The organism is Prevotella illustrans (genome assembly GCF_017426725.1).
Lineage (GTDB): Bacteria > Bacteroidota > Bacteroidia > Bacteroidales > Bacteroidaceae > Prevotella > Prevotella illustrans.
In genome coordinates this window covers 24,061-48,989 of record NZ_JAERMS010000015.1, presented here as the reverse complement: position 1 = coordinate 48,989, position 24,929 = coordinate 24,061, and the positions used below count along the sequence as shown (strand labels likewise).

Here is a 24,929-nt window from a genome sequence, read left to right as displayed (position 1 = left end):
AAGCACGGCAAAAGACGATAACCACATGCCCGTAAGAAGGCAAAAAGCCGACAAGTTCCCAATGAGAACCTATCGGCTTTTTACTTTATCTCCGAAGCGTATATTCAAAACGCACGAGCTTCTGTACAACAACGCTAATGCCTCCGCAACTGATATCCGATGTCACTGATACCCGGCAGAATCTCGCGTTTCATATCATGACGCACTTTTACGACAATACTGTCGGCTGCATGCAGTGAAAGCGTAGCTATCGGAAAGGCATACTGGTGATAGCTAAGCCCCACCCCTATACTGTTTCCCTTAACATCCATGAGCTTGCAATTAAGCGTATCGACATACTGTCGGTGAGAAGGATAGACCGTTTGTTCAACGATAAGGGTCAATCCCATAAACGGATAGTCGTTGGTGATACGCAATCCCAATTCAGAAGCGTATTCACCGGCAACTGCCATACGCTGAAGATTGAAGACGAGCGTATCATTCTTCTCCCATCCGTTTACCGGAGTGTGCGCATATCGGTCATATACCCTGTTATCAGTACATGCTATGGCAAAAGCCATCATCAAGATGGCAACCGAAGTGATGGCCAAACTTGACTTCATAGACTATCCCTCTACCTGCTGATTGCTACCTTCAGGCCTTTGACGGCGGCCGCCATTCCCCCCACGCGGATTGCCGTTGCGAGGCTTTCGATCCTTTCCTGCAGGCCGATTGGCAGCTTGTTTCCTTTTCTTTTTACTCTTATCGAATCTGCTGATATCCCCCTCCAGCAAGTCATTTGACTTATTTTCCTTACGCCGCGCACCATCTTCTTGCAAGCTGAGCGGCTTTTCTCCCTTCCGATTCATTTCAATAATCTCACGAGCACGCTTGGCAGAGACCGTCTCAAGATTGGCCGCCAGATTCTTATCAGTAGAATAAGTCACTTGTCCGGCTAAGATATCACCTTTGAAGAAGTAGTAATCATTGTCGAGAGTATGCAGTTGTATTTCCTTGCTTGGCATCTTACGACCTGCCTCCACATAAGAGTCAACCTCGTAATTCATACAGCATTTCAGCTTGGCACACATGCCGGCCAACTTCTGCGGATTAAGAGAGATGTCCTGAATACGAGCCGCATTCGTGCTGACACTCACAAAATTCTTCATCCAAGTGGCGCAACACAGTTCTCGCCCACACGGACCAGTGCCGCCGATGCGCCCCGCTTCCTGTCGCGCGCCTATCTGTTTCATCTCGATACGCACGTGGAAAGCGTCGGCCAGCACCTTAATAAGCTGACGAAAATCTACACGTTCGTCGGCAATATAATAGAAAATAGCTTTATTGCAGTCACCTTGGTACTCTACGTCACCGATTTTCATCTGCAGCCCCAGGTCTTTAGCAATTTGCCTACTCTTGATCATCGTGGCATGTTCTCTGCTTTTAGCTTCCTGATATTTCTCCATATCTACCGGTTTTGCGATCCGATAGATACGCCGGATATCATCGGGCGACTTGATATTAGCCTTCTTTACTTGCAGTTTTACCAACTGTCCTGTCAGCGTAACGAAACCTATATCATGCCCGGGACTTGCCTCAACGGCCACAATATCACCCTTATGCAGATCCAAATGATTCACATTGTGATAATACCCCTTGCGTGTATTCTTGAACTGCACTTCCACTAAATCAGTAGAAAGCGTATTTCCAGGCACATCGGCCAGCCAATCATAAGTATTCAACTGTCGATCCTGTCGCCCGCAACCTTTATAACTCAAGCCGCGGTCACAACCGGTGAATACCTGGAATTTCATGTCTTTATAATCCATGCTTATTTTGGTGATGGGCTAAAAGGACAGTCATATCGCCCTGACACGCCTTACGTGTCATACACTTCGACCGTCCGCTCACCCTGTTACATATCTAATATTATTCTATATTCATTTTTATTACTTTCGAATCAGTAAAACGATCATCTGCAATGCCAAATCAAAAAAAACGATTTTAGCATTCGCGTTCTGCCCAATATCCGCACGTGCCATATCCATCAGTTCAGCTATCTCTACGACATTGGCCTCATTGATAAAACGCGCGAAGTTCTTTGAGAAATCCTCTTCTTCGGCAGTCATGTAATTCAACTCAGGATTATGGAAATTATAGATGAAGTTTTCACGTACCATTACCATGAAGTATGTCAACATTCTACGTTGCTTCTCACGCCCATAGCCCGCAATCACCTCACTCCATTTCTTTAAATCCTTGATATTGCGCGTATAAGCCAAGCGCATCAACATGATAAACATATCCAGAAACGCTCTGTTTTCATTTGCGGCATCCAAAGTTTCCAATGCTTTCAGCCAGTTACCATCCGCTAACCGGGCCGTACGTTTCGCGTCGGCGTCTCCCAGTCCGCGCTGTTCGATAAGCGCCCGTCGGATTTCGTCTGTTGAGAGTCGGCCTACATCTATACGCTGCACCCTGCTTCGGATTGTTTCAAGAATATGTTCAGGCTCTTCGCAAACCATGATAAACATCGTTTGCCGCGAAGGTTCTTCCAAAAGTTTAAGCAGTTTATTGGCACATTCCTGATTCATACGCTCAGGAAGCCAGATGACACACACCTTGTAGCCTCCCTGATAGGATTTCAGCGACAACTTGCGAATCAGCTCGTCGCTCTCACCCGCGCCGATAATAGCCTGCTGATTGGCCGCAACCATTCGTCGCAACCATTCGTCCATCGAGAAGTATGGCCCGTCCTGAAGCAGCCCATGCCATTCTTTCATATAGTCATCGCTCACCATCTTGTGCTCACTCGAAGTGCCGGCAGGACGTATAACGGGAAAAGAAAAATGCAAATCGGGATGCTCCCAACGACGCAACATGGCTTCTGAGTTGCGCACTTTGGCCTCATCCGACAGAATAGAGTTCCCTTGTTCGTCGCGCTCGCCCAGCAAATAGGACGCGAAAGCCAGCGCCAACGCCATCTTGCCACAGCCCATGGGGCCACACAACATGATGGCATGAGGTAACCGATCTTCGGCTACCATCCGACACAAACGGTGTTTTGTTGGCTCCTGACCTATGACTGCACTGAACTTCATTCAAACAAATGTTAAACAATTTAACAAACGCTGTCTGCTACAGACACCGTATAGAAATAAATCGTGTCGCCTCCACGGCGATAGAATTTCCTCACACTGATACAGCACCCATTCCACACCCGGATATCAGACTTTCGTGGCCGGTTCTTCGGGCACAAACATCTTGTCATCCCTTACCTTCTCGCCACGTAACATCAATGGTGCTATATGGTTGCAAATTTACTAAAAAAACACGAACAGGCAAATATCAGTATCCAGAATATTCGAGAACTTTGCCCATTTCTCGTACCGACCAATACTCCATACCCTTTTCATCGACATGCTTGATTTGTGCAGAAACAGACTTTCGTGGATTTATCTGATGTTCATTTTGTTTATATTTTGCCGGCTGTAATCAATCTATAGGTACTCGAATTAACGGTAACACGAATGTATTCCACCTTATTTGGTAATATAATTCTTGCCTCTACGCACGATTTTTGTAGCCTGCGGATAAGCTGTTGTCAAAAAACATTACTAAAAAAACGTCTGAAAAAATTCTTCAAATAGCACGATTACCGACTTCTTTCTTACCGTTTTGGGCTGAAAATTCACCCATGAGGGCATGATTTTTATGTTTTGACGGGTCATTGCTATGCTTTTACTATCTCAAAGCAATGCTTTTAGCTCGCCAAAGCAGTGCTTTGACAAGGTAAAAGGGCCGCAATCAGCGGGTAAAAGCTATGCTTTGACAAGCCCGTATAGGGGCCGAAAAAGGGCGTTTTCATGTAATCGGCTGATTATAAGACAAATACAAAAGTCGTCGTAGAATCGCTTTTTTCCGACAATGTATAATTATTTTGAAATAACGCGGGATTTTTCAGCCTTTTGTAAAGTTATTTCCGTACTTACAAAAAGGTAGCAGAGTCAAGTACCAAGCGCGAAATTACCCTAAAATCGCTAAAAAACTTTGCTTAAAGGATATTTTCACAATTTCTTCTTATCGCCCGGATCATCAACCGTTCACGGTCGGTGTTCGGGCAGACTATCGGTGTCAACGTCGTCTCTGCTACGTACCACGCATCCCCCGGAATACAGGTATAACAGAGAAAAAACGGCCAAAACGTAAAAAATTCGTACTTTTTATGACATAACAAAAACATTTTATTACCTTTGCCCCATCATTATCATCTTTATTTTTAAAATCAATCAATTATGAAAAAACTTTGTTTCATGGCATGCTTGCTGATGGCAGCGGTCAGTTCTTTCGCGCAACACAAGGTAGGAGCGGTCACCATTCAGCCAAAGTTGGGTATCAACATGGCTAGCATGAGCAACTTTGAAGAATCCGATCCCAGATTTGGTCTGGTTGCCGGTGCCGAGTTTGAGTATCAAGCCTCCTCGATGGTGTCATTGACAGCCGCCGCGCTCTACTCACAGCAGGGTCTTAAAGCGTCGGACAATGGTCTTAATGGAACCATCAAGATGGATTACCTCAACATTCCCATCCTTGCCAACGTCTATGTAGTCAAGGGGTTGGCCGTTAAGCTCGGTTTGCAGCCGGGTATATTGGTTAACGACAAGGTCAAGGTATCAGCTAATGGAGTTTCTGCCGAAGTAGGTATCAAGAAAGCGCTCCAAAACGCAGGTGTAACCGACGCAAAGGTAAATAGTTTCGACCTGTCGCTACCGGTAGGCGTTTCGTACGAAACTAATAACATCGTTTTCGACGCACGCTACAACCTGGGACTCATCAACGCTATCAGCGGCGGCGGTGATTCCACCAAACATCAGGTATTCCAACTGACGGTGGGCTACAAGTTCGACTTGAAATAACAAGCGTTCAAACCTAAAACCGACAATAAGCGGAGGCCCCACGATGAAGTGTGAGGCCTCCGCTTTTTGTTTTCCATCCTATCGAAATGAGCTTCTCGCCTTTTCGCGAAGCTTTTCCATACAATTTGTTTTAGGGAATTTACCCACCGATATAGGGGTTTTCCTTTTCGCTTGTCGAAAAATCGTGCTAACTTAGCGGCATAAACTCAAAATAAAGACATTATGAAAAGAACACAATGGCAATTTATCCTGATTCTGACGGTCATGCTGACGGCTTTCAACATGAATATGATGGCAGACAAGCGGATCGTGGAACGGGGAATGAGCAAGCAGGAAGTGATCGCCATTTTAGGCAAACCTCAAAGCACGAGTTTCAATCAATATGGCGAACAATGGGAGTATATGAAAGTGGGAATCATCAACTACGATCATCGCATTATCATCCATTTCGACCGCAATAATAAAGTTATCAGCTATCGTGATATTGAATTGCGCCCCGGCAAAGCACCCGACCAGCAGGTCATACCGGTACCCGTGCCGCCCTACGACGGCTATCCGGACATGGGACGACCTTATCCGGGCTATCCCGACAGGGGCTACTACCTGTCGGAACATGACTTTTCAATTATCTATAAACGGGTGAAGGAAGCCAGCTTCGATGATAACAAGATGGCGCTGATAGAGGTGGCGTCGCTGGGTTGCTACTTCACGTGCGCTCAATGTGCCCAACTGATCAACATGTTTTCGTTTTCCGACAAGCAGCTGAAAGCGCTCCGAATGATGGCTCCCCGCATTGTCGACCCGCACAACGGCTATACAATCTATCAGGTTTTCAGGTTCAGCAGCGATAAAGACGAAGCCGCACGCATTCTGCAACGCAGCTACTATTAAGCCAACCGGCTCATCTGCCCTATTGATGGGGCAGATGGGCGTAGGCCTTTACTTCGTCGAGAAAGAACCACGCGGGATATCCCACACCGTAATGCCACGACGGACACATGCCTAAAGTAGTTACACGCACCTTAATATAACGGGCTTTCACCGGCTCATCCTCGGTCGCCGTGGCGTCGACGAACTTGATTTTAGGGTCTCGGTCTTCGCCGAAGACGATTGGTTTGCCGAACGCCTTGAAGATTTTACCATCCACAGAAACTTCGTATTTTACACTCTTGGGCAGCAAAACCCAAGCACCCAACTGGTGCAGATAGTCGCTGGTGATGGTCTGCAGGGGCGTCTCGCGCCCCAAGTCTAAGGTAAACTCGGCGTCCTTTCCTTCCCAACCGACCCAGCCTTCCACGTAACTGGTGCCGCCATAGAGACCGTCCGTCAGCGCCTTGGCTGCGATGGGCCGATAGCGTTCGGCCGGTGGCAACTTGTAGACAACGGTCGCGTTCTTGGCCAGATTGCCGTCGTCGTCCTTCGGAAGGAAACGTTGTTCATACAGGGCGCAGTATTCCGAAGGGCGGTTATTGCGCTCGTTGAGTGTCGGAATCTCATATTCGGCGCAGCGCCGACGGAACGTTTCCAACAATTTTCTTACTTTCTCCACATCGATCATGGGCTCCGTGCGGGCTATTTCCAAGGTCGCGTACTGCAAGGGTAGCCTGCTGATACGCACACGGTCGAGCTTCGGTCGGTCATTCCGCACAGATCGTTCGGCCTTGTCGAAGAGCTCGTCGTAGGCTTTGCGCAGATTGGCATTGAGCATACCGTTCTTATGCGTGATCGGAGAGTCATAAATCCACAGCGGTGTGTCCGAAGCCAGAAGCGCGCCCTGCATCAACTTCTGGTAATCATAGAGATATTTGCCTGCGGCTCCGTAGTAGTCGGTCATGAAACGCCGCATCAGACTGTCGGCGTCCTGGTCCGGATTCCACATCAGATTGGCTATCATATAAGCGCGGAGCTCGGAAAAGTCGGTGCCTTTCGTACCGTTCACCTGCTCGAAAAGCATGTTGGCGTGGTGCTTCTTGAAGAGTTGGATGTTCTTTTGCAGGATGTGCAGGTTCGGGAAAGGGGCCACCACATTGTCGAAATTGATTCCATAGTCCCAGATAAAGAGGTTATCGGAAATGCGACTCCAACCCTCCAGTGCCCGCATAAACTGTCGGCCGCTCTCGTTATCGGTCAGCGGCACCTCGCGCTTGCAGTCGATGTCGCACAGCATGATGTTGACATTGGGTAGCGGTTTCACGTGTTTGGGGGGCATCATGGTGAACAGATAGGCCAACGTAGAAAACTCCTTGTCGGGATAACGCTTGGCCAGCTTGTTCAGAAAACGAATGTAATTGCCCGACACGGCCCCCTCTTCGGCGTCCACGGCGGCGCATTTGTCGCAATGGCAGTTGGTGTTGTTGCCGTCGTTCTGGCTTATCGAAATCATTTTCAGCCCCGGATTGGCGGCAAAGATGGAATCGAGCCGGTGGCAAACCTGCTCAAACAAAGCCTCATTGGTCAGACACCACTGGCTGTGTTCGCCCGGTCTGCGCTTGCCGTTGATAAGCGAATACCACTCGGGATGACGCTTGCCATAGACCGACGCGGGCAATATCCGGTTGAACGTGTGTACCCACAAACCGCCGATAAACATCTGGCGCGGCTCTTCCAGCCCAAACCAGAGCCGGTACAACTCATCATCGTTGCCGTAGCTCTGCGTCTGCCGGTAGCGAAAGGCCGGTGTTTCCGTCCATCCGGCTATCCTCGGCACGATCATCGTGGCCTTTTGGGGGGCGCGCCAGACGTTTTGCGTGAAATAGTAGCAGCCGAAATAGCGACGCAACAGATGGGCGACGCCCAGCACGGCGCCCTTATCGCCACCACTCCTGATACGCAACGCGGTGGCGTCGCAGCTGATAGCGAAGCCGTCTTCACCCGCCTTGTCGGTCAGTCCGCCCAGAATCACGTCGCCACGACGGCGACGCGTGCCGGTCACCACGGGCAGGCGGTCGTTGCCCATGCGATGGATGAAGGTGTTGAGCAGACGAGCGGCCTGCCGGGTGGCCTGTGTGGTGTCGGCCAAAACGATTCGGGCTTTGGCCTTGTGTCGCACCGTGAGCGTCACCTGAGCCTGTCCGACGGTAACGAAGAAGCCTGATAAAAGTAGAATAGAAAACTTTTTGAATTTCATGATGGCGAAGTTCTAAAGGAAAAACGAATAAGTCAGTTCATTTGTTGATGAAACAAATATATATATTTTCTTAAATAACACACCGGCTTTAACCACCTTTAACGCCACAAACGAGACATAATCATCTGACTCTCTTACCTTTGCAGCACTAAAACCGATTACATGAAACATTTATTTAACTTACTCTTATCAGCTTTTATCCCTGCCGCGGCATGGGCACAAAGCGGCTCGCCGGCCGAACCCGTGACCTATATAGGTGGCGAAATCTGCAATCCCAGGCTGCACGAAGGTGGTTTTCGCTATGCCATCGGCACGGAAAATATTCAGGTGACGCGTGCCAACAGAACGCGTCCGCAGACCTCCGACGGCTTCGGGTGGACCTACAACCACGCGCCCAACATGACTTATTGGAACGGCAGGTTCTATCTGGAATATCTGTCAAACCCCAAAGACGAGCAACAACCGCCCGGACATACGCTCATCGTGACCTCGACGGACGGCCGCCACTGGGAAAAACCCGTGGTGGCGTTTCCCGAATACAAGGCGCCACAAGGTGTCGACATTCCCAAACCTTATTACGGATACATCATGCACCAGCGCATGGGCTTCTACCATGCCCCCAATGGCAAGCTGCTCGTCGTAGCTTTCTATAGCCACAGCTACAATCCGTTCAGGGAAGGAGGTATCGGACGTGTGGTCAGAGAGATGAGAAAAGACGGTACGATGGGGCCCATCTACTTCATTCGCTACTCCTCACACGCGCAGTGGAACGCTTCCAATACGGCTTTTCCTTTCTATACATCGTCCAAGGACGAGGCTTTCAAGGCCGCCTGCCGGGCTTTACTCGACGACAAACTCAAGACGCTACAGTGGATTGACGAAGACCGGGGCCTCGACGGCTTCTATACGCTGAAGGATTCGACCAACCGGCTGGAAGCCACCTCCTACTATCACCGTCGTGACGGCAAGGTAGTAGCGCTGTGGAAGTGGTCGTATGCCGCCCTGTCAGAGGACGAAGGACGGAGCTGGACGACGCCAGTCAGGGTGCCGTCGCTCATCATGGCGGGCGGGAAACAATGGGGGCAACGCACCCGAGACGGTCGTTTCGCCCTCTGTTTCAACCCGATAGAGACGCAACCCTACCGTTATCCGCTCATCACGATGACCGGTGACGACGGCATCGTATATGATTCCATCGGCGTGGTGCACGGCGAAGTGCCGCCACGGCGGTTCATGGGTGAGAACAAAGACTTCGGACCGTGCTACGTCCGTGGCATTACGGAGGGCGAGGAGCAGCCTTCCGACAGCAATATGTGGCTCTGCTACAGCGTCAACAAGGAGGATATATGGGTCAGCCGCGTGCCGCTGCCCGTCCGGACGACCTGGAACGGACCGGTGAAGGATGACTTCGACGACATTCGACCCGGTGCTCCTATTCCCAACTGGAACGTCTACAGGCCGGCTTGGTGTCCGGTTTCGGTCAACGAAAACCACCAACTGTGTCTCGCCGACGCCGACCGTTACGACTATGCCAGGGCCATCCGGGTATTCGAAAACACACGGAAAGCAACTATCAGCTTTGATTTGATGGTGGAAAAGGAGAACGACGACCCGTTTGAAATAGACGTTACCGACCGCCACGGAGAGCGGGTTGCCTGCCTGCGGCTCCACGGCGGCGCTCTCAAACTGAACGGACAAGCCTGCGGCGGCTACCAAACGGGACAATGGCTACAAGTGAAACTCACCATCAACGGCAACCAAATATCTTACGGAAGCGCTTCCACAGCCGCGCTGCACGCGGTCGAAAGCGTCGAGCGACTGAGTTTCCGGACGGGCGAATACCGTAACCTACCCGACCGCCACACGCCCAACCAAGACCCGTGCCCTCCGCTTCCGGGCTGTGACGAGCCTGTTCGGGAGGCTCGCTATCTGATAGACAACGTGGTCATCAAGTGAGAAGCAAGTATCAAGAACTAAATGATAAAGGCGCAACCAATCGGCTGCGCCTTTATCGTATGCAATTTTTTATAAACCAATTACATGGATAAGATGTCCTCATCGTCTAACTCCACTACGGAACCTTGACGCAACGACTCGCCCACAAGGATGGCCCGCTGATTGGACGAGCCGCGAAAAAGCAGGTCGGGATCGCGCAGGGCCATGACGAAAGGCCCGTCGATCAGCACATCGATGTATTCCAACAACGCCCGCATGTCGGCATTCTGCACGAGTTGTTCGAACCGATAGCCCGTGAAACACCAGATATTCTTCTCCGTTTCACGCCGAATGGCCCTCGCCAGCTCCAGAAATCCTTTGGCCTGAAACATCGGATCGCCGCCCGTAAAAGTGACATTGGCGAACGGGTCGCTCAGGATTTCCCGCATGATGTCGTCCGTTGACATTCGGTGTCCGGCTCCAATATCCCACGACTGTGGGTTGTGACAGCCCGGACAGGCATTGGGACAGCCCGCGCAATAGACCGAAGTGCGGAATCCCGGACCATCGACCATCGTGTCGTGAACGATATCGAGAATGCTGATCATGGCACTGTCGCTATTGTGCCGCAGGCGTGTCGACGTGTGTCACACGGTCGTTGAGCTCGGCCAGCTTCGCGTTGTTCCAGCGATCGGTAGTACCCACGAGATAGCCGGTAATGCGTTGCAACTTGTCGATGTGCCGACCGCCGCACTTTGGGCAAGTCTCCAGCTCGGTATCGGCATTTTCATAACCGCAGTCCATGCAGCGATTGCGGTTGTGATTGACCGAACCGTAACCCAGATCGTATTTATCCATCATGTCGACCACACTCATAATGACCTGCGGATTGTGCGTGGCGTCGCCGTCAATCTCCACGTAGAAGATATGACCGCCCAACGTCAGCCGGTGATAAGGAGCTTCCACCTGCGCCTTGTGCAACGCAGAGCACTTATAATAGACAGGCACATGGTTGGAATTGGTATAGTAGTCACGATCTGTTACACCCGGAATGACGCCAAACTGCTTGCGGTCTTTCTTGGTAAACTTACCCGAAAGTCCCTCGGCCGGCGTTGCCAATACGGAATAGTTATGCTGATAACGCTCCGAGAAATCTTTCACCCGGTCGCGCATATAGGTCACGATCTTTACGCCCAACTGTTGCGCTTCCTCGCTCTCGCCGTGATGTTTACCCGTCAGCGCCTTTAGACACTCGGCCAATCCGATGAAACCGATACCCAACGTACCCTGATTGATAACGCTTTCGACGGCGTCTTCACCTCTCAGTTTTTCACTTCCGATCCACAATTTCGACATCAACAGTGGGAATTGCTTCGCAAATGCCGTTTTCTGAAACTGGAAACGCTCGTCCAACTGCTGTGCCGTCACCTCCAGCAGGTGATCAAGTTTGGCGAAAAACTTATCGATACGCTGCTGCCGGTCTTCCACATCCATGCACTCAATGGCCAACTTCACGATATTGATGGTAGAAAAGCTGAGGTTTCCACGGCCGACAGACGTCTTCTCGCCGAAGCGGTTTTCAAACACACGGGTGCGGCATCCCATCGTCGCCACCTCATTCAAATAGCGTTTCGGATCATCTGCCCGCCAGGCATCGCTTTGGTTGAACGTCGCGTCCAGATTGATAAAGTTCGGGAAAAAGCGGCGGGCCGTCACCTTACAGGCCAGTTGATAAAGGTCGTAGTTGCGGTCTTGCGGCTGATAGTTCACGCCCCGCTTCTTCTTCCATATCTGAATGGGGAAGATAGCCGTCTCTCCGTTGCCCACGCCTTCGTAGGTTGACTTCAGGATTTCGCGCATCACGCAGCGTCCTTCTGCCGAAGTATCGGTGCCGTAGTTGATACTTGAGAACACGACCTGATTGCCACCGCGTGAGTGGATGGTATTCATGTTGTGGATGAAGGCCTCCATCGACTGGTGAACGCGGGCTACCGTGCGGTTGATGGCAAACTGAACGACACGCTCTTCGCCCTGCAGTCCGTCGAGGTCGCGTGAGAGGTAGTCGTCAATCTTACACTGATACAGATGAGAAAAGTCTTGTCCGTAGAGTTTCTCCAGACTTTTCATTTCCTCTACAAAGCTGGAACGCACGAACGGGGCCAGGTAAAAGTCAAAGGCAGGGATAGCCTGTCCGCCGTGCATCTCGTTCTGAGCGCACTCCAACGAGATACAGGCCAGCACCGAAGCTGTCTCTATGCGCTTGGCCGGGCGTGAGGATCCGTGACCTGCCGTGAAACCTTCATTCAGAATACGGTCCAACGGATGCTGGCAGCAAGTAAGCGATTTGGTAGGATAATAGTCCTTATCGTGAATATGAAGATAATTGTGCTCTACGGCATCGCGCACCTCTTCAGACAGCAGATAGTCGTCGACAAACGGCTTGGTTGTCTCCGAAGCGAACTTCATCATCATGCCAGCGGGCGTATCAGCGTTCATATTGGCATTCTCACGGGTCACATCGTTCGACTTGATGTTGACAATATCCAGAAAGACATCGCGTGTCTTGGCCTTACGGGCGATGGAACGCTGGTTGCGATACTGGATGTAGGCCTTAGCCACGTCCTTGCGCTTACTGCGCATGAGTTCCAATTCCACGGCGTCCTGGATGGCCTCTACCGTCATCTGTGGCTTCCCTTTATAAATAATGTGACTGGAAATCCTTTCTATCAAATTCTCGTCCTCACCCTTTTCGGTGTGCAACATGGCCTTACGGATAGCGGCCATGATTTTCTGTTCGTTGAAACCAACGATGCGCCCGTCACGCTTTACGACTGTCTGTATCATTTCAATGCCAAAAATGTTTAATAAAAAAATAGGTTATTATTCGTGCACAAAGATAACAAATAAAAAGACACGATTATCATTTTGGAAAACTTTTGTCGTGTTAATTTATGTCAATCCTATGATTATAAGCGATTTACAAAACCGTTTTGGACAACTTTTCGTAAAATTACGGTCAACAAGTTTCCCGATAAAGATAACTACAATATTAATAAAAAGAAACGGAATTACCAAAAAAGCAGATAGAAAATAATCATAAAATATGTTGCTTCAAACGAGTCAAAGCAACATATTCTACAGTGAATCATCGCATTGAGCAGAAGTCTCTAACCCAATGCTGTAAGCCGTAAATAAAAAGATGGAACGTTTAGAAAACGTAAACCAAGCTGACATTCATCACCGCACGGTCATAATCAGACACTATCTGATAATAGGTCTCGGCATTCAGATGCAGTTCGCGGGTGATATTGAACTGCAGCCCGCCACCTAAATTCGCCCCGATATGGGTCTTATCGAAGTCGGCACCATACCACTGAGCATCGTAGCCCATGATTCCCAAGCCTCCTAAAGGATAAAGCTTAAACCGATTGGTAATATCAAAGATGTAATGCAAATTGGCATTGACGTCCCAAGCCGACACTTTATTTTCTTCTGGGTAGTAATTCAAGGTCAATTCCGGACGGAAATGACGGTCTAACTGATAGCGACCAACCAGACCGACGCCGAAATTCGGATCATCCGTTCCGTAGTTCAACTTCAATCCCAACTCAATGTTGCCTTTCTGCGCAAAGACTCCAAAGCTAATCAGAGTCATGCCAAGTACTAAAAAAAACTTTTTCATCATGTTCTAAAATATAAGATAAATTAATCGTAAATCCTGACATATAAACGAAAGCATAACCGAATTATTGTACGCGAAAGCGACCAAAGTGACATGGACATAAAGATATCAAAGAACTTTTTTTGTGAGATGGCAAATGTTTTTGTCAATAATTAATCACATTTTTCCTACACAGAAAACACCACCATATAGAAATGGAAAGACCTTCAAAATACTATTGCATCATCCAAAATCAGAGATGAAAAAGACAATATGCGAGGAAAATGAACCAAAAACAGGCAAAATTTGATACCAAAGCAGGTTGATTACCTCGCAAAAGCAGTGCTCTTGAAACCCGAAAGCTATCCTTTTGGCTCCTAAAAGCATAGCTATTGGAATTTGACAAACGCCCCAATACCTCTAATTTTGCCGTAAACCGCTAATTGTCAGCGAATTAACCAACTATCAAAATCCTTGCGATATTTCCAAAGAAAAATGTTTTGGTTCGGAAAAACGCACTCCTGAACGAATATTTGTCAATAAAAATGACAACACAAACAAATTCAAACCGGATTTTTTCACCGCCCGACGCGGACATGCCGAATAGAAGAAATATGCCCCCGTAACCTTCTGATTTACCTGCAGAATGTGTAATTTTGCAGGAAAACTAACATTGATCGTTATAATTTCACATTGATATGACCACCATCGCGCCTTTCAGCCGCCCCATGTACATCATGCTCAAGCCGGCAGGTTCACTTTGTAATCTCCGCTGCAAGTACTGCTACTACTTGGAAAAGAACGAACTCTATAAAGACTCGCGCAACCATGTGATCACCGACGAACTGCTCGAAAAGTTCATTAAGGAATATATTGAGGCCCAGACCATGCCGCAGGTGCTGTTTACCTGGCACGGTGGCGAGACGCTGATGCGTCCCATTTCTTTCTATAAACGGGCGCTCGAACTGCAGCGTGTCTACGGCCGTGGACGTCAGGTCGATAATTGTATACAGACCAACGGCACGCTGATAACCGACGAATGGTGCGAATTTTTCAAGGAAAACAACTTCCTCGTGGGCGTTTCGATTGATGGGCCACAGGAATTTCACGACGAATATCGCAAGACGGCAACGGGCAAACCCACGTTCCGCCAAGTGATGAAAGGTATCAATTTGCTCAATAAGCACGGGGTTGAATGGAACGCGCTGGCCGTCGTCAACGATTTCAATGCCAACTATCCGCTCGATTTCTACCATTTCTTCAAGGAAATAGGCTGTCATTACATTCAGTTTACGCCTATTGTGGAGCGTATTGTCGACCGCACTGACGGACTTAAATTGGCTCCCGGCATGCAGGAAGGTGGCCGGATGGCCGATTTCTCCATCACGGCCGAGCAGTGGGGCGACTTCCTATGTGCCATCTTCGATGAGTGGGTACACCACGATGTGGGCGATTATTACGTGCAACTCTTCGACGCCACACTGGCCAACTGGGTGGGACAGGCTCCGGGAATCTGCACGATGGCCCGTGAGTGCGGTCATGCCGGCGTGATGGAATTCAACGGCGATGTCTATTCGTGCGACCACTTCGTCTATCCCGAGCATAAACTGGGTAACCTTCACAACCAAACCATCTACGAAATGATGAACTCGCCCAAGCAAAAGGAGTTTTCAAAGATGAAACACCTCATGCTTCCACAGCAGTGCAAGGAATGCAAATTCCAATTTGCCTGTCATGGTGAATGCCCGAAAAACCGGTTCGTCAAGGATCAATACGGCAACCCGGGGCTCAACTATCTATGCTCGGGTTACTATAAATTCTTTGAGCATGTGGCCCCTTACATGGAGTTTATGAAGAACGAACTCGACCATCATCGCGCGCCCGCTAATGTGATGAATCACATCTTCTCCGATTCACGCTTCACAAAGTAGGCTTTCATCTTCGTGTCATGATAAATATCAGACTCGTATTTGCTTGTAGTCATATAACGGAGAATCCGGTTCTTCGTATTGATTACACGAAAGAACCGGATTCTTTATTGTGAAACACGCATGCAAGCGATGGATGCCTCTGTTATTTTACCGTTACAGAGATAACACCCTGCTTTTTATTTTTATCGCGAACAGTAACCGTTGTAGTTCCTTTCTTGGCACCCTTGATGGTTACTTTGTCCTCTTTTACACTGGCTGTGGCGGTGCCTGCGTCCTTCACCATGGCGGTATATGGCTTAGCGCCAGACTTAACAGTTACCATTACTTCTTGTCCTACAGTTACTTCAACATTTTGTTTGTCGAAAGACAAGGGGGCAACGACCATGAACGGAAGCGTTCCCATAACTTTATCCTTGTCGGTAACCATAATCGTTCCTTTACCCTCTTTGACACCTGTCACCGTGAGAATATTCTTCGCGACCGTAACCGTTGCCAATTTTTCGTCACTCGACTTCACTGTAAAAGGCTGAGTTCCATTGCCAATCGTTACTTCTGCCGTGCCCATAGGAGTGACTTCTACTTTCGCTACATTGAATTTCAAAGTCTTTTTCTTGATGTCATCATCCTTACTGCAAGACGTGAACATGACGGTACTCAGGCTGCAAACCATTAATACTATTAAATTAAAAACAGTTTTCTTTTTCATTGTTTTTGAGTTTATAATACGTTACTTATAAATAAATGAGTTAATCGCGATTCGTATATTAAATACCGATTCGAGAAAAACCTTGCCTGCAAAAACAATAAAAATATGTCAAAATAGCGCCATTTTAGTTAATTTCATGCCAAAATGAATGGTTATAGGGAGCATAGGCTGCCCTGCAATCGTTTTGTCCAACAAGCAATATTGCGACCGTGGCGAACCACGCTCGCAAAGTTCATTCCTACCAATGGCAACCGTAACCGGGACTTCGTGTTAGATCTCCGAAGGACCTCTGGCAAAAATTCGCAGGATTTGCGGCTCGGTAGAGAATGTGCAACGTCCAAAATATGTAAATGATATGGATAGATGAGGCTTTTAAGCCTCCAAAATGGCGTGTGTGTTGTAAGTTGTCCCTTAATTGTCCCTTACAAAAATAAAAATGACCGATAATCAATCGATTAACAGTCATTATTTGTAGCGGGGGTGGGACCCGAACCCACGACCTCCGGATTATGAATCCGACGCTCTAACCAGCTGAGCTATCCCGCCATCATTTTCAGCAATGCTATTTTGCATTTGCGAGCGCAAAGGTAATACTTTTAAATGAAACGTACAAAGAAAATAGAAGTTTTTTATTCAATTACATTCAAAATAATCGCGTGAAAAAGGATTATTGAGATATAAACTTCCATATAGCGGGATATAGATTTCCATATAGAAGGATATAGACTTCTATATAGCGGGATATAGATTTCCATATAGAAGGATAAGAGAAACGTAAAATCAAAGTCATAAAAGGGGCTGTTTTACACCATCCGGAGTATTTGATGACGGCTTCTTTTTAAATCTACTCGGCGAAATTCCATAATGCTTTTTGAAAACCGTACTGAAGTAACTTGCGTCAGCCATTCCTATTTTTACGGCCACATCCTGCACTTGTTCACCATTCTGCAATAGTTCGGCAGCCCTCCGCATGCGTATAATCATGATGAATTCTCCGGGCGATTGTCCTGTCAGAGCTTTCAATTTCTCATATAAGACGGTACGACTCATCGCTATTTCCCTACACAGAGCATTGATATTAAAGTCCGGTTTGTTCATATTTTCTTTAACATATAAGATGCAATGGTCAAGAAACTGCTGATCAACAGCATTGAATAACAGACGGCTTTCCTCATCTGTCGCTTCCCGAATATTGTCATCCGCATCGTGCCTAAGGCTGTATTGCCGCACAATATTCTCACGCAACCGATTCTGACTGGTTATCATATTGCGCACCTTCGCTTTGAGCATTTCCGAGTCAAACGGCTTTGGAATATAATCGTCAGCCCCACTATCAAGGCCTTTTATCGCATCCTCACGCCCCACTTTGCCCGTAAGCAGAATAACGGGGATATGCGATGTCTCAACCGCGCTTTTGATTCTACGGCATAAGACATCCCCTTGTATTCCCGGCATCATCACATCACTGATGATAAAATCTACCATATTCTGTTGCAAATAGTCGAGCGCACGTTCTCCGTCGGGCATATCGACTACCTGATAGTCAGCCTCAAAGACATGATGCAGATAGAAACGCAGTTCGTCATTGTCTTCTATAATCATCAGGCGCTTCAGAGGCGAGGCGCTCGGCGTTACACTTTCATGCTCAAGTTCCACCTTATTATATATCTGAGGCAAAGGTTCCGTGGCATTATATGTGTCTTCCGGCCTCAACTCTGCAACCGCGTCGGCATTCAATTTCGGCAACAACTGAGACCATTTCCTATGGAAGTTCCGTTTTGGAAAGACAATAAAGAAGGTGGTTCCCTTACCTTCCACGCTGTTGAAAGTGATGTCTCCTTTGTGCATCCTCATAATCTCACGCGCAAAAGCCAGCCCTAACCCATTGCCACTCTGGTTACTATCGACAACATTCGCCGCACGATAAAACAACGTGAAGAGCTTTTTCTGTGATTGCCGCGGAATACCGATGCCGGTATCACGAACCGCAACGATGACATTACGCTTATTCTGCCACAGCTTCATGATAACTTTCCCACCATGGCGGTTGTATTTTACGGCATTCGATATCACATTATACAATACGTGATCTATCTTTTCACGGTTCATCCAGACCATGACTTCTTCCTTCGGAACTATCAAACGGGAAAGGATTTCCTTTTCTTTAAACAGCGAAGAACAATTCCCCACGACTTCTGCCATATAGGCTTTTAAATCATAGTTTGCCACTTTCATCTTCTTACCGCTCTGCGCATGAACGCCCATCTTTTGAAAATCCAACAGTTCGGTCGTAAAATGATAGAGGTTTCGTGCGCTGTTCAAGGCTAAGGAAAGCAACCGGCGGTCTTCACGCGACAAACCATTACGGCTGTCCAAATCTCTTAACGGATTGATAATCAGCGTTACCGGCGTCCGTATATCATGGGCGGTATTCACGAAAAACTGCATTTTCTTCTTGAAATCCGCCCTTTCAAGCTTGCCTGTATAATTACGCCAAATGCTGTAAAGCGCCAGCGACGCCAGCAACAAATAGGCCATCCAAGCCCACAACGTGTTCCACCAAGGCTGCGAAATATGGATAGCCAACCGAGCCTCGCCTATCTTTTTACCGGTATTTCTGCTCGTGCTACGCACATGGAACACATAATCGCCCGGCGGAAGGTTGGTGTAGCGTGCCTCGGTAGTTCCGGAGGGAGCAGACCAGTTGCGGTCGAAGTTCTCCATACGATACGTATACAGAATATCGTTTTGATATTGAAACGAGATTGAAGAAAAAGAAATGGTAAAGATATTTTCATCATGCGCCAGCCTGATATGCCTGTCCTGAAGCAGCATTTTATTTACTTCCGTATCACGCTGACTGTCATTCTTCCCTGACGGATGCGTCACCCTGAAAGCATATACTCGCAAGGGCGCCCGATAATGGTAATTGCCGAACGCCATCGGATCAAACGCAATGGCGCCGTTGTTACTACCATAAACAAAGCGACCGTCGCCCAATCGTGAAAACGCGGCAGAATTATAGTTTGACACTTGCTCATTGAGCGTACTCAAAGAGGCGAACTTTGCGTTTGTATCTGTGCCGTGTTCCATATAAGCAAGTCCGTGATCGGTGCTCACCCAAACCCTGTTTTTCTTGTCAATCGCTACACTGTAGACATAGTTAGAGGGCAGTCCGTCACGCGTCGTATAGACCTTAGCCTGCTTCATCAGGATATTATACAGCACAAGACCGCCGCCATCCGTGGCCAGCCACAGCCTCGTTTTGTCCATCGGACAAATAAAGTTGATGTAGCTATTGGTTCGCACGCCGTATCGTTTAGGATAGTCGAAATGCTTCCGAAGCTCATCGCCTTGCATGCCTATCGTGTAAAACCCGTTGGCCGTAGCAAAGGCAAGGGTATTCGCGTCGATAGCCGTTATATGGCGAATTAAGTCGACCGGATAACTGCTAAACACGCTTTCAGGCGACAATCGGATGAGCGAGCCTTTGATTCCGCCCATCCAGAGGTTGGCACAACGATCCTTATAAATATAGTATATCTGATTGGTGGTAAGCGGAGAGTTCGAGGTTGTGAACCGCTGCAGCAAGCGTCCGCTACTATCCAGCCGCCATGCGCCGAAACCATAGCTGCCGGCCCACACGTCATCTTGCGCTCCGCGACAGAGCGTCAGAAACACTTTTCCCTGATAAAGATGCTTCCAGCGGCCTGCCGCCGACCTGATACTGAGTCCGTCGTCGGTAGCGTACCAAAGATTCCCGTGACGGTCTTCGAGCGTGGCATTGACATGGTCGTTCACGATGCTTTGCTGATTTCCCGATTCGTGTCGCTCTATCCGATAGCGCGATCGTAACAGATTGCAGATGGTTATGCCCTCGGTGTATTTCCCTATCCAGATATTGCCGCTGCCATCGCTCATCACATCGTAAATATCATTAGATTTCAACCGCGTCTCGGCAGTACCGTTTGTACAGAACAGTTTCCATGCGGCCGAACCATCGCGCCGTGCGGCATAGACGCCTTCGCCATCGACGCCAAGCAACAAGGTTGTTTTGTCATAAACCGAAATGCTCCGAAAGGTCTTATCCGGTAAGGGAGCAAGTCGGGAAACGGAAACATTTTGTTCATGCCGACAGTCATAAATCAATACGCCTTGGTGCTTCGTGCCGGCCCAGAGCAGCCCGGTCTGCCAGTCGGGAAATAGAGTTTGCACGCTGACTCCGCTGAAAATCCACTTTCCGCCCTGCCGTCCTGTCTTCGGCAAGCGACACACTCCCTTATCCGTAGCCATATAAATATAAGCGGAATCGACGGCTACATCAGAGACTTTGACGCGAAGAACAGGACGGACATCTTTCCAATCGGCCCCGATTTTATAAACGCCTTCCGACATGCAGGCATAAATCAGCGAGCCATCGATGGTCAGTCCATTGAGATAAACAGAACGTTTCAGTATTCTTCGCAGGTCAATGCGCAAACAAAACCGGTCGGCATACGGATCGAAAACGAAAATCTTCCCGGCATTGGTATAGGCTATTACGCCTCTATCAGTCGCTTTGCAAAGCCTGATTTTGCGTCCCATGTCGTCTTCTACCACCCCACTGCCGAACAAACGGTAGTTGCGTAGCCGCGTGCCATCATAGCAGTCCACCCCTGATTTGGTGGCAATCCACATGCGCCCCCAGCCATCGCGACACAGCGAAAACACTCTGTCGCTGCTCAGACCATGGTCGGTGAAAATCTGATAGCAGCGAAACATATCGCTTTGAATGGCAGAACGGACACCACAGAGCGACGTCCACAGAAGAAAAACTGCTATCAATAATCTTTTCATCGTATTATCAACTGGTAATTGCAAAAATACTGTTTTTTTTGAAGAGGCGCAAAACGAAGGGTATGATTTATCACGTTCTGTCCACCTTCTTTGCGCATGATCCACTCCGTCGGGCTTCGCTCAGTCGTCTTCACACACTCAAGAAAGAGTGATTTGTCAAATTCTATTCACCAAAAACGACCTTCCAAAATTGGAGCATCTAACAATTTCCGGGAACAAAAATAAGGATTGAGCGATGAATATTTAGCTTAAAATTCGCGTTAGCTATGCTTTTAGACGGTCAAAGCAGTGCTTTTACAAGCTCAAAGCTATGCTTTTGCATCGCCAAAGGGCTGCTTTTATCACGCAAAAGCATATACAATGAGCGACAAAACATGAACAAGAATTTGCCAATAATGCAGAAGTAACTGATTTTCAGCAAGATATAAACACACCTAAAATTCGCGTATTTGCGAACAAAAGATTTGTTTTGCAGAATAACGCAAGCATTTTGAGCCACTTGTCAAGTTATTTCAAAGCCATTTTCCGATAGATTTTAAAGACTTTCCGATAGATTTCTAACATTCCTGCTCCTAACTTTTCATAACTTTGCAATTAAACCTAATGACCGGAAACGCTTACTTTCAAGAATCATACTTTAAATATAATAGCCGCTCATGAAGAAACATTTTTTTCTCTTTTTAATGCTTTTATCCTTCTTCCCGATACTCGGGAACGATGCGCAAGCACAGTCGCAGCTCCAGCAAATCAAAGGTCGGGTGACAGACGCGGGCAACGAACCCATTGTCGGAGCCAGCATTATGATGAAAGGTTCCAACGATGGAACGATATCAAACATGGAGGGCAGATTCAGCCTTAATGCGCCTTTGGGCACCACACTGGTTGTGAGCTACATCGGATATGTCACTCAAGAGGTGAAAACCGATGGACGCAACAAGCCTCTGACCATTGTACTGAAAGAAGATACCAAGCGTTTGGGCGAAGTGGTTGTGACGGCCTTGGGTATCAAGCGCGACCGTAAAGCCTTGGGATATTCGCTGGGCGAAATCAAAGGACAGGATCTTCAAAAGGCCAAAGAGCCTAATGTCATCAACTCATTGGCCGGAAAAGTGGCCGGTCTTACGGTCAGTCAAACCGCTACCGGGCCATCGGGCTCTACGCGAGTAATCCTGCGTGGCAGCACCGAACTGACGGGCAACAACCAGCCTCTCTACGTTATCGACGGCGTGCCGATGGACAACACCAACTTCGACAGTTCCGATCAGTGGGGCGGTTTCGACCTTGGCGACGGAATATCGAGCATCAATCCCGACGACATTGAAAACATATCCGTACTCAAAGGGCCTGCCGCGTCGGCGTTATATGGTAGCCGGGCGTCGCATGGCGTGATTCTTATAACAACGAAGAAAGCCGACGCGCGGAAAGATTTTTCGGTAGAATTGAACAGCACCACTACGCTTGAAACACAACTTACGAAATGGAATGACGTGCAATATGAGTTCGGACAAGGCTCAGAAGGACGCATTTCGCTCTCTGACGACCGCTTCTCCTCCAACCGAAACTGGGGCCCGAGAATCGATCCGGGGCTGTTTTTGTCATACTTTGATGGAAAGGCGCGCCCGTATGTGGTTGTCAAAGACAATATCGATGGCTTCTTCCGAACAGGCGTTAACACGTCAAACTCACTTATTTTTAATAAGAAAGCGGGCAAGACCGGTATCCGTGTAACCTATACCGACATGCGAGATAAAGACCTGATACCGAAGACTCACATGTCGCGCAACACGTTGAACCTGCGTGCCAACACAACGATTACGAAAGCCATTGACATGGATTTCAAGATAACTTACACGCGTGAGGATGTTAAAAACCGACCGGCCGTAGCCGATCATCGTGCCAATATCGCCAAAAACCTGATGACGCTCTCAACAACGTTCGATCAGGAATGGCTCCGCGACAACTATGAAGACATCAATGGAGAATATTATAACTGGAACAATGGCGATGTTTACAATATCAATCCGTATTGGGTGCTTCATAAGATGTCGAACGAATCGAAGAAAGACAACTACAAAGGTTCGGCCGTTGTCCGCTATCGGCCTTTCAAACAGTTGACATTACAGGCTACCGGTGGTACGGATATGAACTATTTCACCTTTGAGGATTTTGCTTATCCCACATCGCCCGGACGCGAACGTGGAATGCTCGTGACGAAAGATTATAAAAACAGAATGTACACGGCAGAGCTTTTAGCCATCTATAAAGATAAATATAAGAAATGGGACTATGGCGCCACGCTCGGCGGGAATATATATAAGGTAGACAACAAGACGCAAATCGTGACCGCGCAAAACATGATTATGCGCGACGCGAAAACACTCCAGAGCTTTACGGAGAAGACTATCAAGGAGGAGATTTATCGCAAACAGATCAACTCTGTCTATGGTAGCGTCAATCTGGCCTATGATAATTTCGCCTTCATAGATATGACCCTGCGTGGCGACTATTCGTCCACTCTCCCCGTCAAAAATAATCTATATTGGTATCCTTCTGTATCTGGAAGCCTTTTGTTTTCAGAACTTATGCACGTCAACAAGGCCATATTGCCTTATGGCAAGCTACGTGCCTCGTGGGCAAAAGTGGGCAACGACACCAGCCCTTACATGCTAAAGCCGACTTACGAGATGGCTTCCAATAGCTTTGACTCTTATCCGATGGCTTCGATTTCGGGCGACGTGATTCCTAATAAGAATCTTAAACCAACGATGACTAACTCCATGGAGTTGGGATTTGAGCTGAAGTTTCTGAACAACAGAATAGGTATTGACTTTACTTATTATAATCAGCACAGTAAAGATCAAATCCTCCGGATGAACACGTCCTATGGTTCGGGCTACAGATACCAGTTGATTAATGCCGGTGATATAGAGAACCGAGGCATCGAAATCGTATTAAACACACGCCCGATAGAGCTAAAGGACTTCAGTTGGGATTTGAATTTGAACTTTGCCAAGAACTCTAATAAGGTGAAAGAACTGGCCAATGGTGTAGACGAATTTGAATTAGCTTCTGCCCGATGGCTTGGTGTGAAAGTCGTGGCGAAGGTTGGCGAGAACTACGGTTGTATCATGGGAAAGGACTTCTTGCGCAATAGCAACGGAGATATACTCATCGATGGCACGACGGGACTGCCCAAGATGACCGACGATCTGAAGGTTTTAGGCAACGCGACTTGGGATTGGACCGGCGGATTGACCACCAACCTCAGATATAAGAACATCTCGATGGGCGCCATCTTTGATGTTAAGGTGGGCGCAGACCTTTATTCGATGTCGGCCCGCTCGGCTTATAGCACCGGTAAACACAAAGGAACGCTCGAAGGACGAGATGGCTGGTATGAGTCGGAAGAGAAGCGTTTGTCGGCCGGTGTGGCCGCTAAAGACTGGAAACCGACCGGAGGATATGTAGCAAAGGGCGTGATTGAGCAAGAAGACGGAACTTATAAACCGAACGATATCTACATCAATCCGCAGGAATATTGGTCATACGTGACAACGCAAACGGCGCGCCCGTTTATTTACGACAACTCTTATGTAAAGCTACGAGAGCTGACTCTGTCGTATGCTTTCCCAAAACAAATGCTGGGAAAGGTAATCAACGCGCTCTCAGTGTCGCTCGTCGCACGCAATCTTTTCAACCTTTACAAGAATGTTCCTAATATAGACCCCGACTCTAATTATAATAACGGAACGGGTATGGGACTCGAATTCGGGTCGCTTCCATCGAGAAGAAGTTTCGGTTTGAACGTAAACCTCAAATTTTAATACACCGACATGAT

14 protein-coding genes and 1 tRNA gene are annotated in these 24,929 nt (G+C 48.0%); 5 read left to right on the top strand and 10 right to left on the bottom strand.

All coding sequences use genetic code 11. The features are described from left to right. Nucleotides 1-134 precede the first annotated feature (134 nt). From JHU38_RS06430 to JHU38_RS06420, 3 genes are all read right to left on the bottom strand, one after another. A complete protein-coding gene (locus tag JHU38_RS06430; protein ID WP_107581196.1) occupies nucleotides 135-602 on the bottom strand; it encodes a gliding motility lipoprotein GldH in 468 nt (155 codons plus the stop codon). A 3-nt stretch (nucleotides 603-605) separates the two neighbouring features. Next, nucleotides 606-1,808, bottom strand: a complete 1,203-nt coding sequence (locus JHU38_RS06425; RefSeq protein WP_107581197.1) for a PSP1 domain-containing protein — start codon at nucleotides 1,806-1,808, stop codon at nucleotides 606-608. A 120-nt stretch (nucleotides 1,809-1,928) separates the two neighbouring features. Continuing rightward, nucleotides 1,929-3,080, bottom strand: a complete 1,152-nt coding sequence (locus tag JHU38_RS06420) for a DNA polymerase III subunit (RefSeq protein WP_107581198.1) — start codon at nucleotides 3,078-3,080, stop codon at nucleotides 1,929-1,931. A gap of 1,194 nt (nucleotides 3,081-4,274) precedes the next feature. Between JHU38_RS06420 and JHU38_RS06415 the strand changes: the two genes are divergently transcribed. Both JHU38_RS06415 and JHU38_RS06410 read left to right on the top strand, forming a co-directional pair. Then, entirely contained in the window at nucleotides 4,275-4,895 is a 621-nt protein-coding gene (locus JHU38_RS06415) for a porin family protein (RefSeq protein ID WP_107581199.1), read from the top strand. A gap of 222 nt (nucleotides 4,896-5,117) precedes the next feature. After that, a complete protein-coding gene (locus tag JHU38_RS06410) occupies nucleotides 5,118-5,786 on the top strand; it encodes a DUF4476 domain-containing protein (protein ID WP_107581200.1) in 669 nt (222 codons plus the stop codon). Nucleotides 5,787-5,805: 19 nt separating this feature from the next. On the opposite strand, the gene JHU38_RS06405 is transcribed toward JHU38_RS06410, so the two are convergent. Next, entirely contained in the window at nucleotides 5,806-8,022 is a 2,217-nt protein-coding gene (locus tag JHU38_RS06405; RefSeq protein WP_107581201.1) for a DUF4838 domain-containing protein, read from the bottom strand. Nucleotides 8,023-8,184: 162 nt separating this feature from the next. Here JHU38_RS06405 and JHU38_RS06400 point away from each other — a divergent pair, with 162 nt between their 5' ends. Next, nucleotides 8,185-9,978: a hypothetical protein gene (locus tag JHU38_RS06400; RefSeq protein WP_107581202.1), complete on the top strand. Its 1,794-nt coding sequence runs from the start codon at nucleotides 8,185-8,187 to the stop codon at nucleotides 9,976-9,978. 80 nt (nucleotides 9,979-10,058) lie between these two features. Here JHU38_RS06400 and nrdG read toward each other — a convergent pair whose 3' ends face one another. The 3 genes from nrdG to JHU38_RS06385 all read right to left on the bottom strand — a co-directional run bounded on the left by nrdG (nucleotide 10,059) and on the right by JHU38_RS06385 (nucleotide 13,642). Then, nucleotides 10,059-10,565, bottom strand: coding sequence for an anaerobic ribonucleoside-triphosphate reductase activating protein (nrdG, locus tag JHU38_RS06395; protein ID WP_107581203.1), 507 nt, complete (start codon nucleotides 10,563-10,565; stop codon nucleotides 10,059-10,061). Nucleotides 10,566-10,575: 10 nt separating this feature from the next. Next, complete coding sequence (locus tag JHU38_RS06390) at nucleotides 10,576-12,801, bottom strand: anaerobic ribonucleoside triphosphate reductase (RefSeq protein ID WP_107581204.1); 2,226 nt, start codon at nucleotides 12,799-12,801, stop codon at nucleotides 10,576-10,578. Between the two features lie 364 nt (nucleotides 12,802-13,165). Continuing rightward, nucleotides 13,166-13,642: an outer membrane beta-barrel protein gene (locus JHU38_RS06385; protein WP_232369861.1), complete on the bottom strand. Its 477-nt coding sequence runs from the start codon at nucleotides 13,640-13,642 to the stop codon at nucleotides 13,166-13,168. Nucleotides 13,643-14,316: 674 nt separating this feature from the next. Between JHU38_RS06385 and JHU38_RS06380 the strand changes: the two genes are divergently transcribed. Continuing rightward, nucleotides 14,317-15,549, top strand: coding sequence for an anaerobic sulfatase-maturation protein (locus JHU38_RS06380; RefSeq protein WP_107581205.1), 1,233 nt, complete (start codon nucleotides 14,317-14,319; stop codon nucleotides 15,547-15,549). Between the two features lie 142 nt (nucleotides 15,550-15,691). Here JHU38_RS06380 and JHU38_RS06375 read toward each other — a convergent pair whose 3' ends face one another. From JHU38_RS06375 to JHU38_RS06365, 3 genes are all read right to left on the bottom strand, one after another. Then, nucleotides 15,692-16,255 (bottom strand): Ig-like domain-containing protein, encoded by a 564-nt coding sequence (locus tag JHU38_RS06375; protein WP_107581206.1) that lies wholly within the window; start codon nucleotides 16,253-16,255, stop codon nucleotides 15,692-15,694. 472 nt (nucleotides 16,256-16,727) lie between these two features. Further along, nucleotides 16,728-16,801, bottom strand: a tRNA-Met gene (locus tag JHU38_RS06370). 240 nt (nucleotides 16,802-17,041) lie between these two features. Further along, on the bottom strand, nucleotides 17,042-21,091 hold the full coding sequence (locus JHU38_RS06365) for a hybrid sensor histidine kinase/response regulator transcription factor (RefSeq protein WP_232369860.1): 4,050 nt from the start codon (nucleotides 21,089-21,091) through the stop codon (nucleotides 17,042-17,044). Nucleotides 21,092-21,747: 656 nt separating this feature from the next. Between JHU38_RS06365 and JHU38_RS06360 the strand changes: the two genes are divergently transcribed. Further along, a complete protein-coding gene (locus tag JHU38_RS06360; protein WP_107581207.1) occupies nucleotides 21,748-24,915 on the top strand; it encodes a SusC/RagA family TonB-linked outer membrane protein in 3,168 nt (1,055 codons plus the stop codon). The last annotated feature ends 14 nt before the right edge of the window (nucleotides 24,916-24,929 follow it).

What these genes read in the sequence shown, in the direction of transcription:
- JHU38_RS06375 (WP_107581206.1), bottom strand. Translation starts at nt 16,255, where the DNA reads ATGAAAAAGAAAACTGTTTTTAATTTAATAGTATTAATGGTTTGCAGC.
- JHU38_RS06410 (WP_107581200.1), top strand. Translation starts at nt 5,118, where the DNA reads ATGAAAAGAACACAATGGCAATTTATCCTGATTCTGACGGTCATGCTG.
- JHU38_RS06360 (WP_107581207.1), top strand. Translation starts at nt 21,748, where the DNA reads ATGAAGAAACATTTTTTTCTCTTTTTAATGCTTTTATCCTTCTTCCCG.
- JHU38_RS06415 (WP_107581199.1), top strand. Translation starts at nt 4,275, where the DNA reads ATGAAAAAACTTTGTTTCATGGCATGCTTGCTGATGGCAGCGGTCAGT.
- JHU38_RS06430 (WP_107581196.1), bottom strand. Translation starts at nt 602, where the DNA reads ATGAAGTCAAGTTTGGCCATCACTTCGGTTGCCATCTTGATGATGGCT.
- JHU38_RS06365 (WP_232369860.1), bottom strand. Translation starts at nt 21,091, where the DNA reads ATGAAAAGATTATTGATAGCAGTTTTTCTTCTGTGGACGTCGCTCTGT.
- JHU38_RS06390 (WP_107581204.1), bottom strand. Translation starts at nt 12,801, where the DNA reads ATGATACAGACAGTCGTAAAGCGTGACGGGCGCATCGTTGGTTTCAAC.
- JHU38_RS06420 (WP_107581198.1), bottom strand. Translation starts at nt 3,080, where the DNA reads ATGAAGTTCAGTGCAGTCATAGGTCAGGAGCCAACAAAACACCGTTTG.
- JHU38_RS06405 (WP_107581201.1), bottom strand. Translation starts at nt 8,022, where the DNA reads ATGAAATTCAAAAAGTTTTCTATTCTACTTTTATCAGGCTTCTTCGTT.
- JHU38_RS06385 (WP_232369861.1), bottom strand. Translation starts at nt 13,642, where the DNA reads ATGATGAAAAAGTTTTTTTTAGTACTTGGCATGACTCTGATTAGCTTT.
- JHU38_RS06380 (WP_107581205.1), top strand. Translation starts at nt 14,317, where the DNA reads ATGACCACCATCGCGCCTTTCAGCCGCCCCATGTACATCATGCTCAAG.
- JHU38_RS06425 (WP_107581197.1), bottom strand. Translation starts at nt 1,808, where the DNA reads ATGGATTATAAAGACATGAAATTCCAGGTATTCACCGGTTGTGACCGC.
- nrdG (WP_107581203.1), bottom strand. Translation starts at nt 10,565, where the DNA reads ATGATCAGCATTCTCGATATCGTTCACGACACGATGGTCGATGGTCCG.
- JHU38_RS06400 (WP_107581202.1), top strand. Translation starts at nt 8,185, where the DNA reads ATGAAACATTTATTTAACTTACTCTTATCAGCTTTTATCCCTGCCGCG.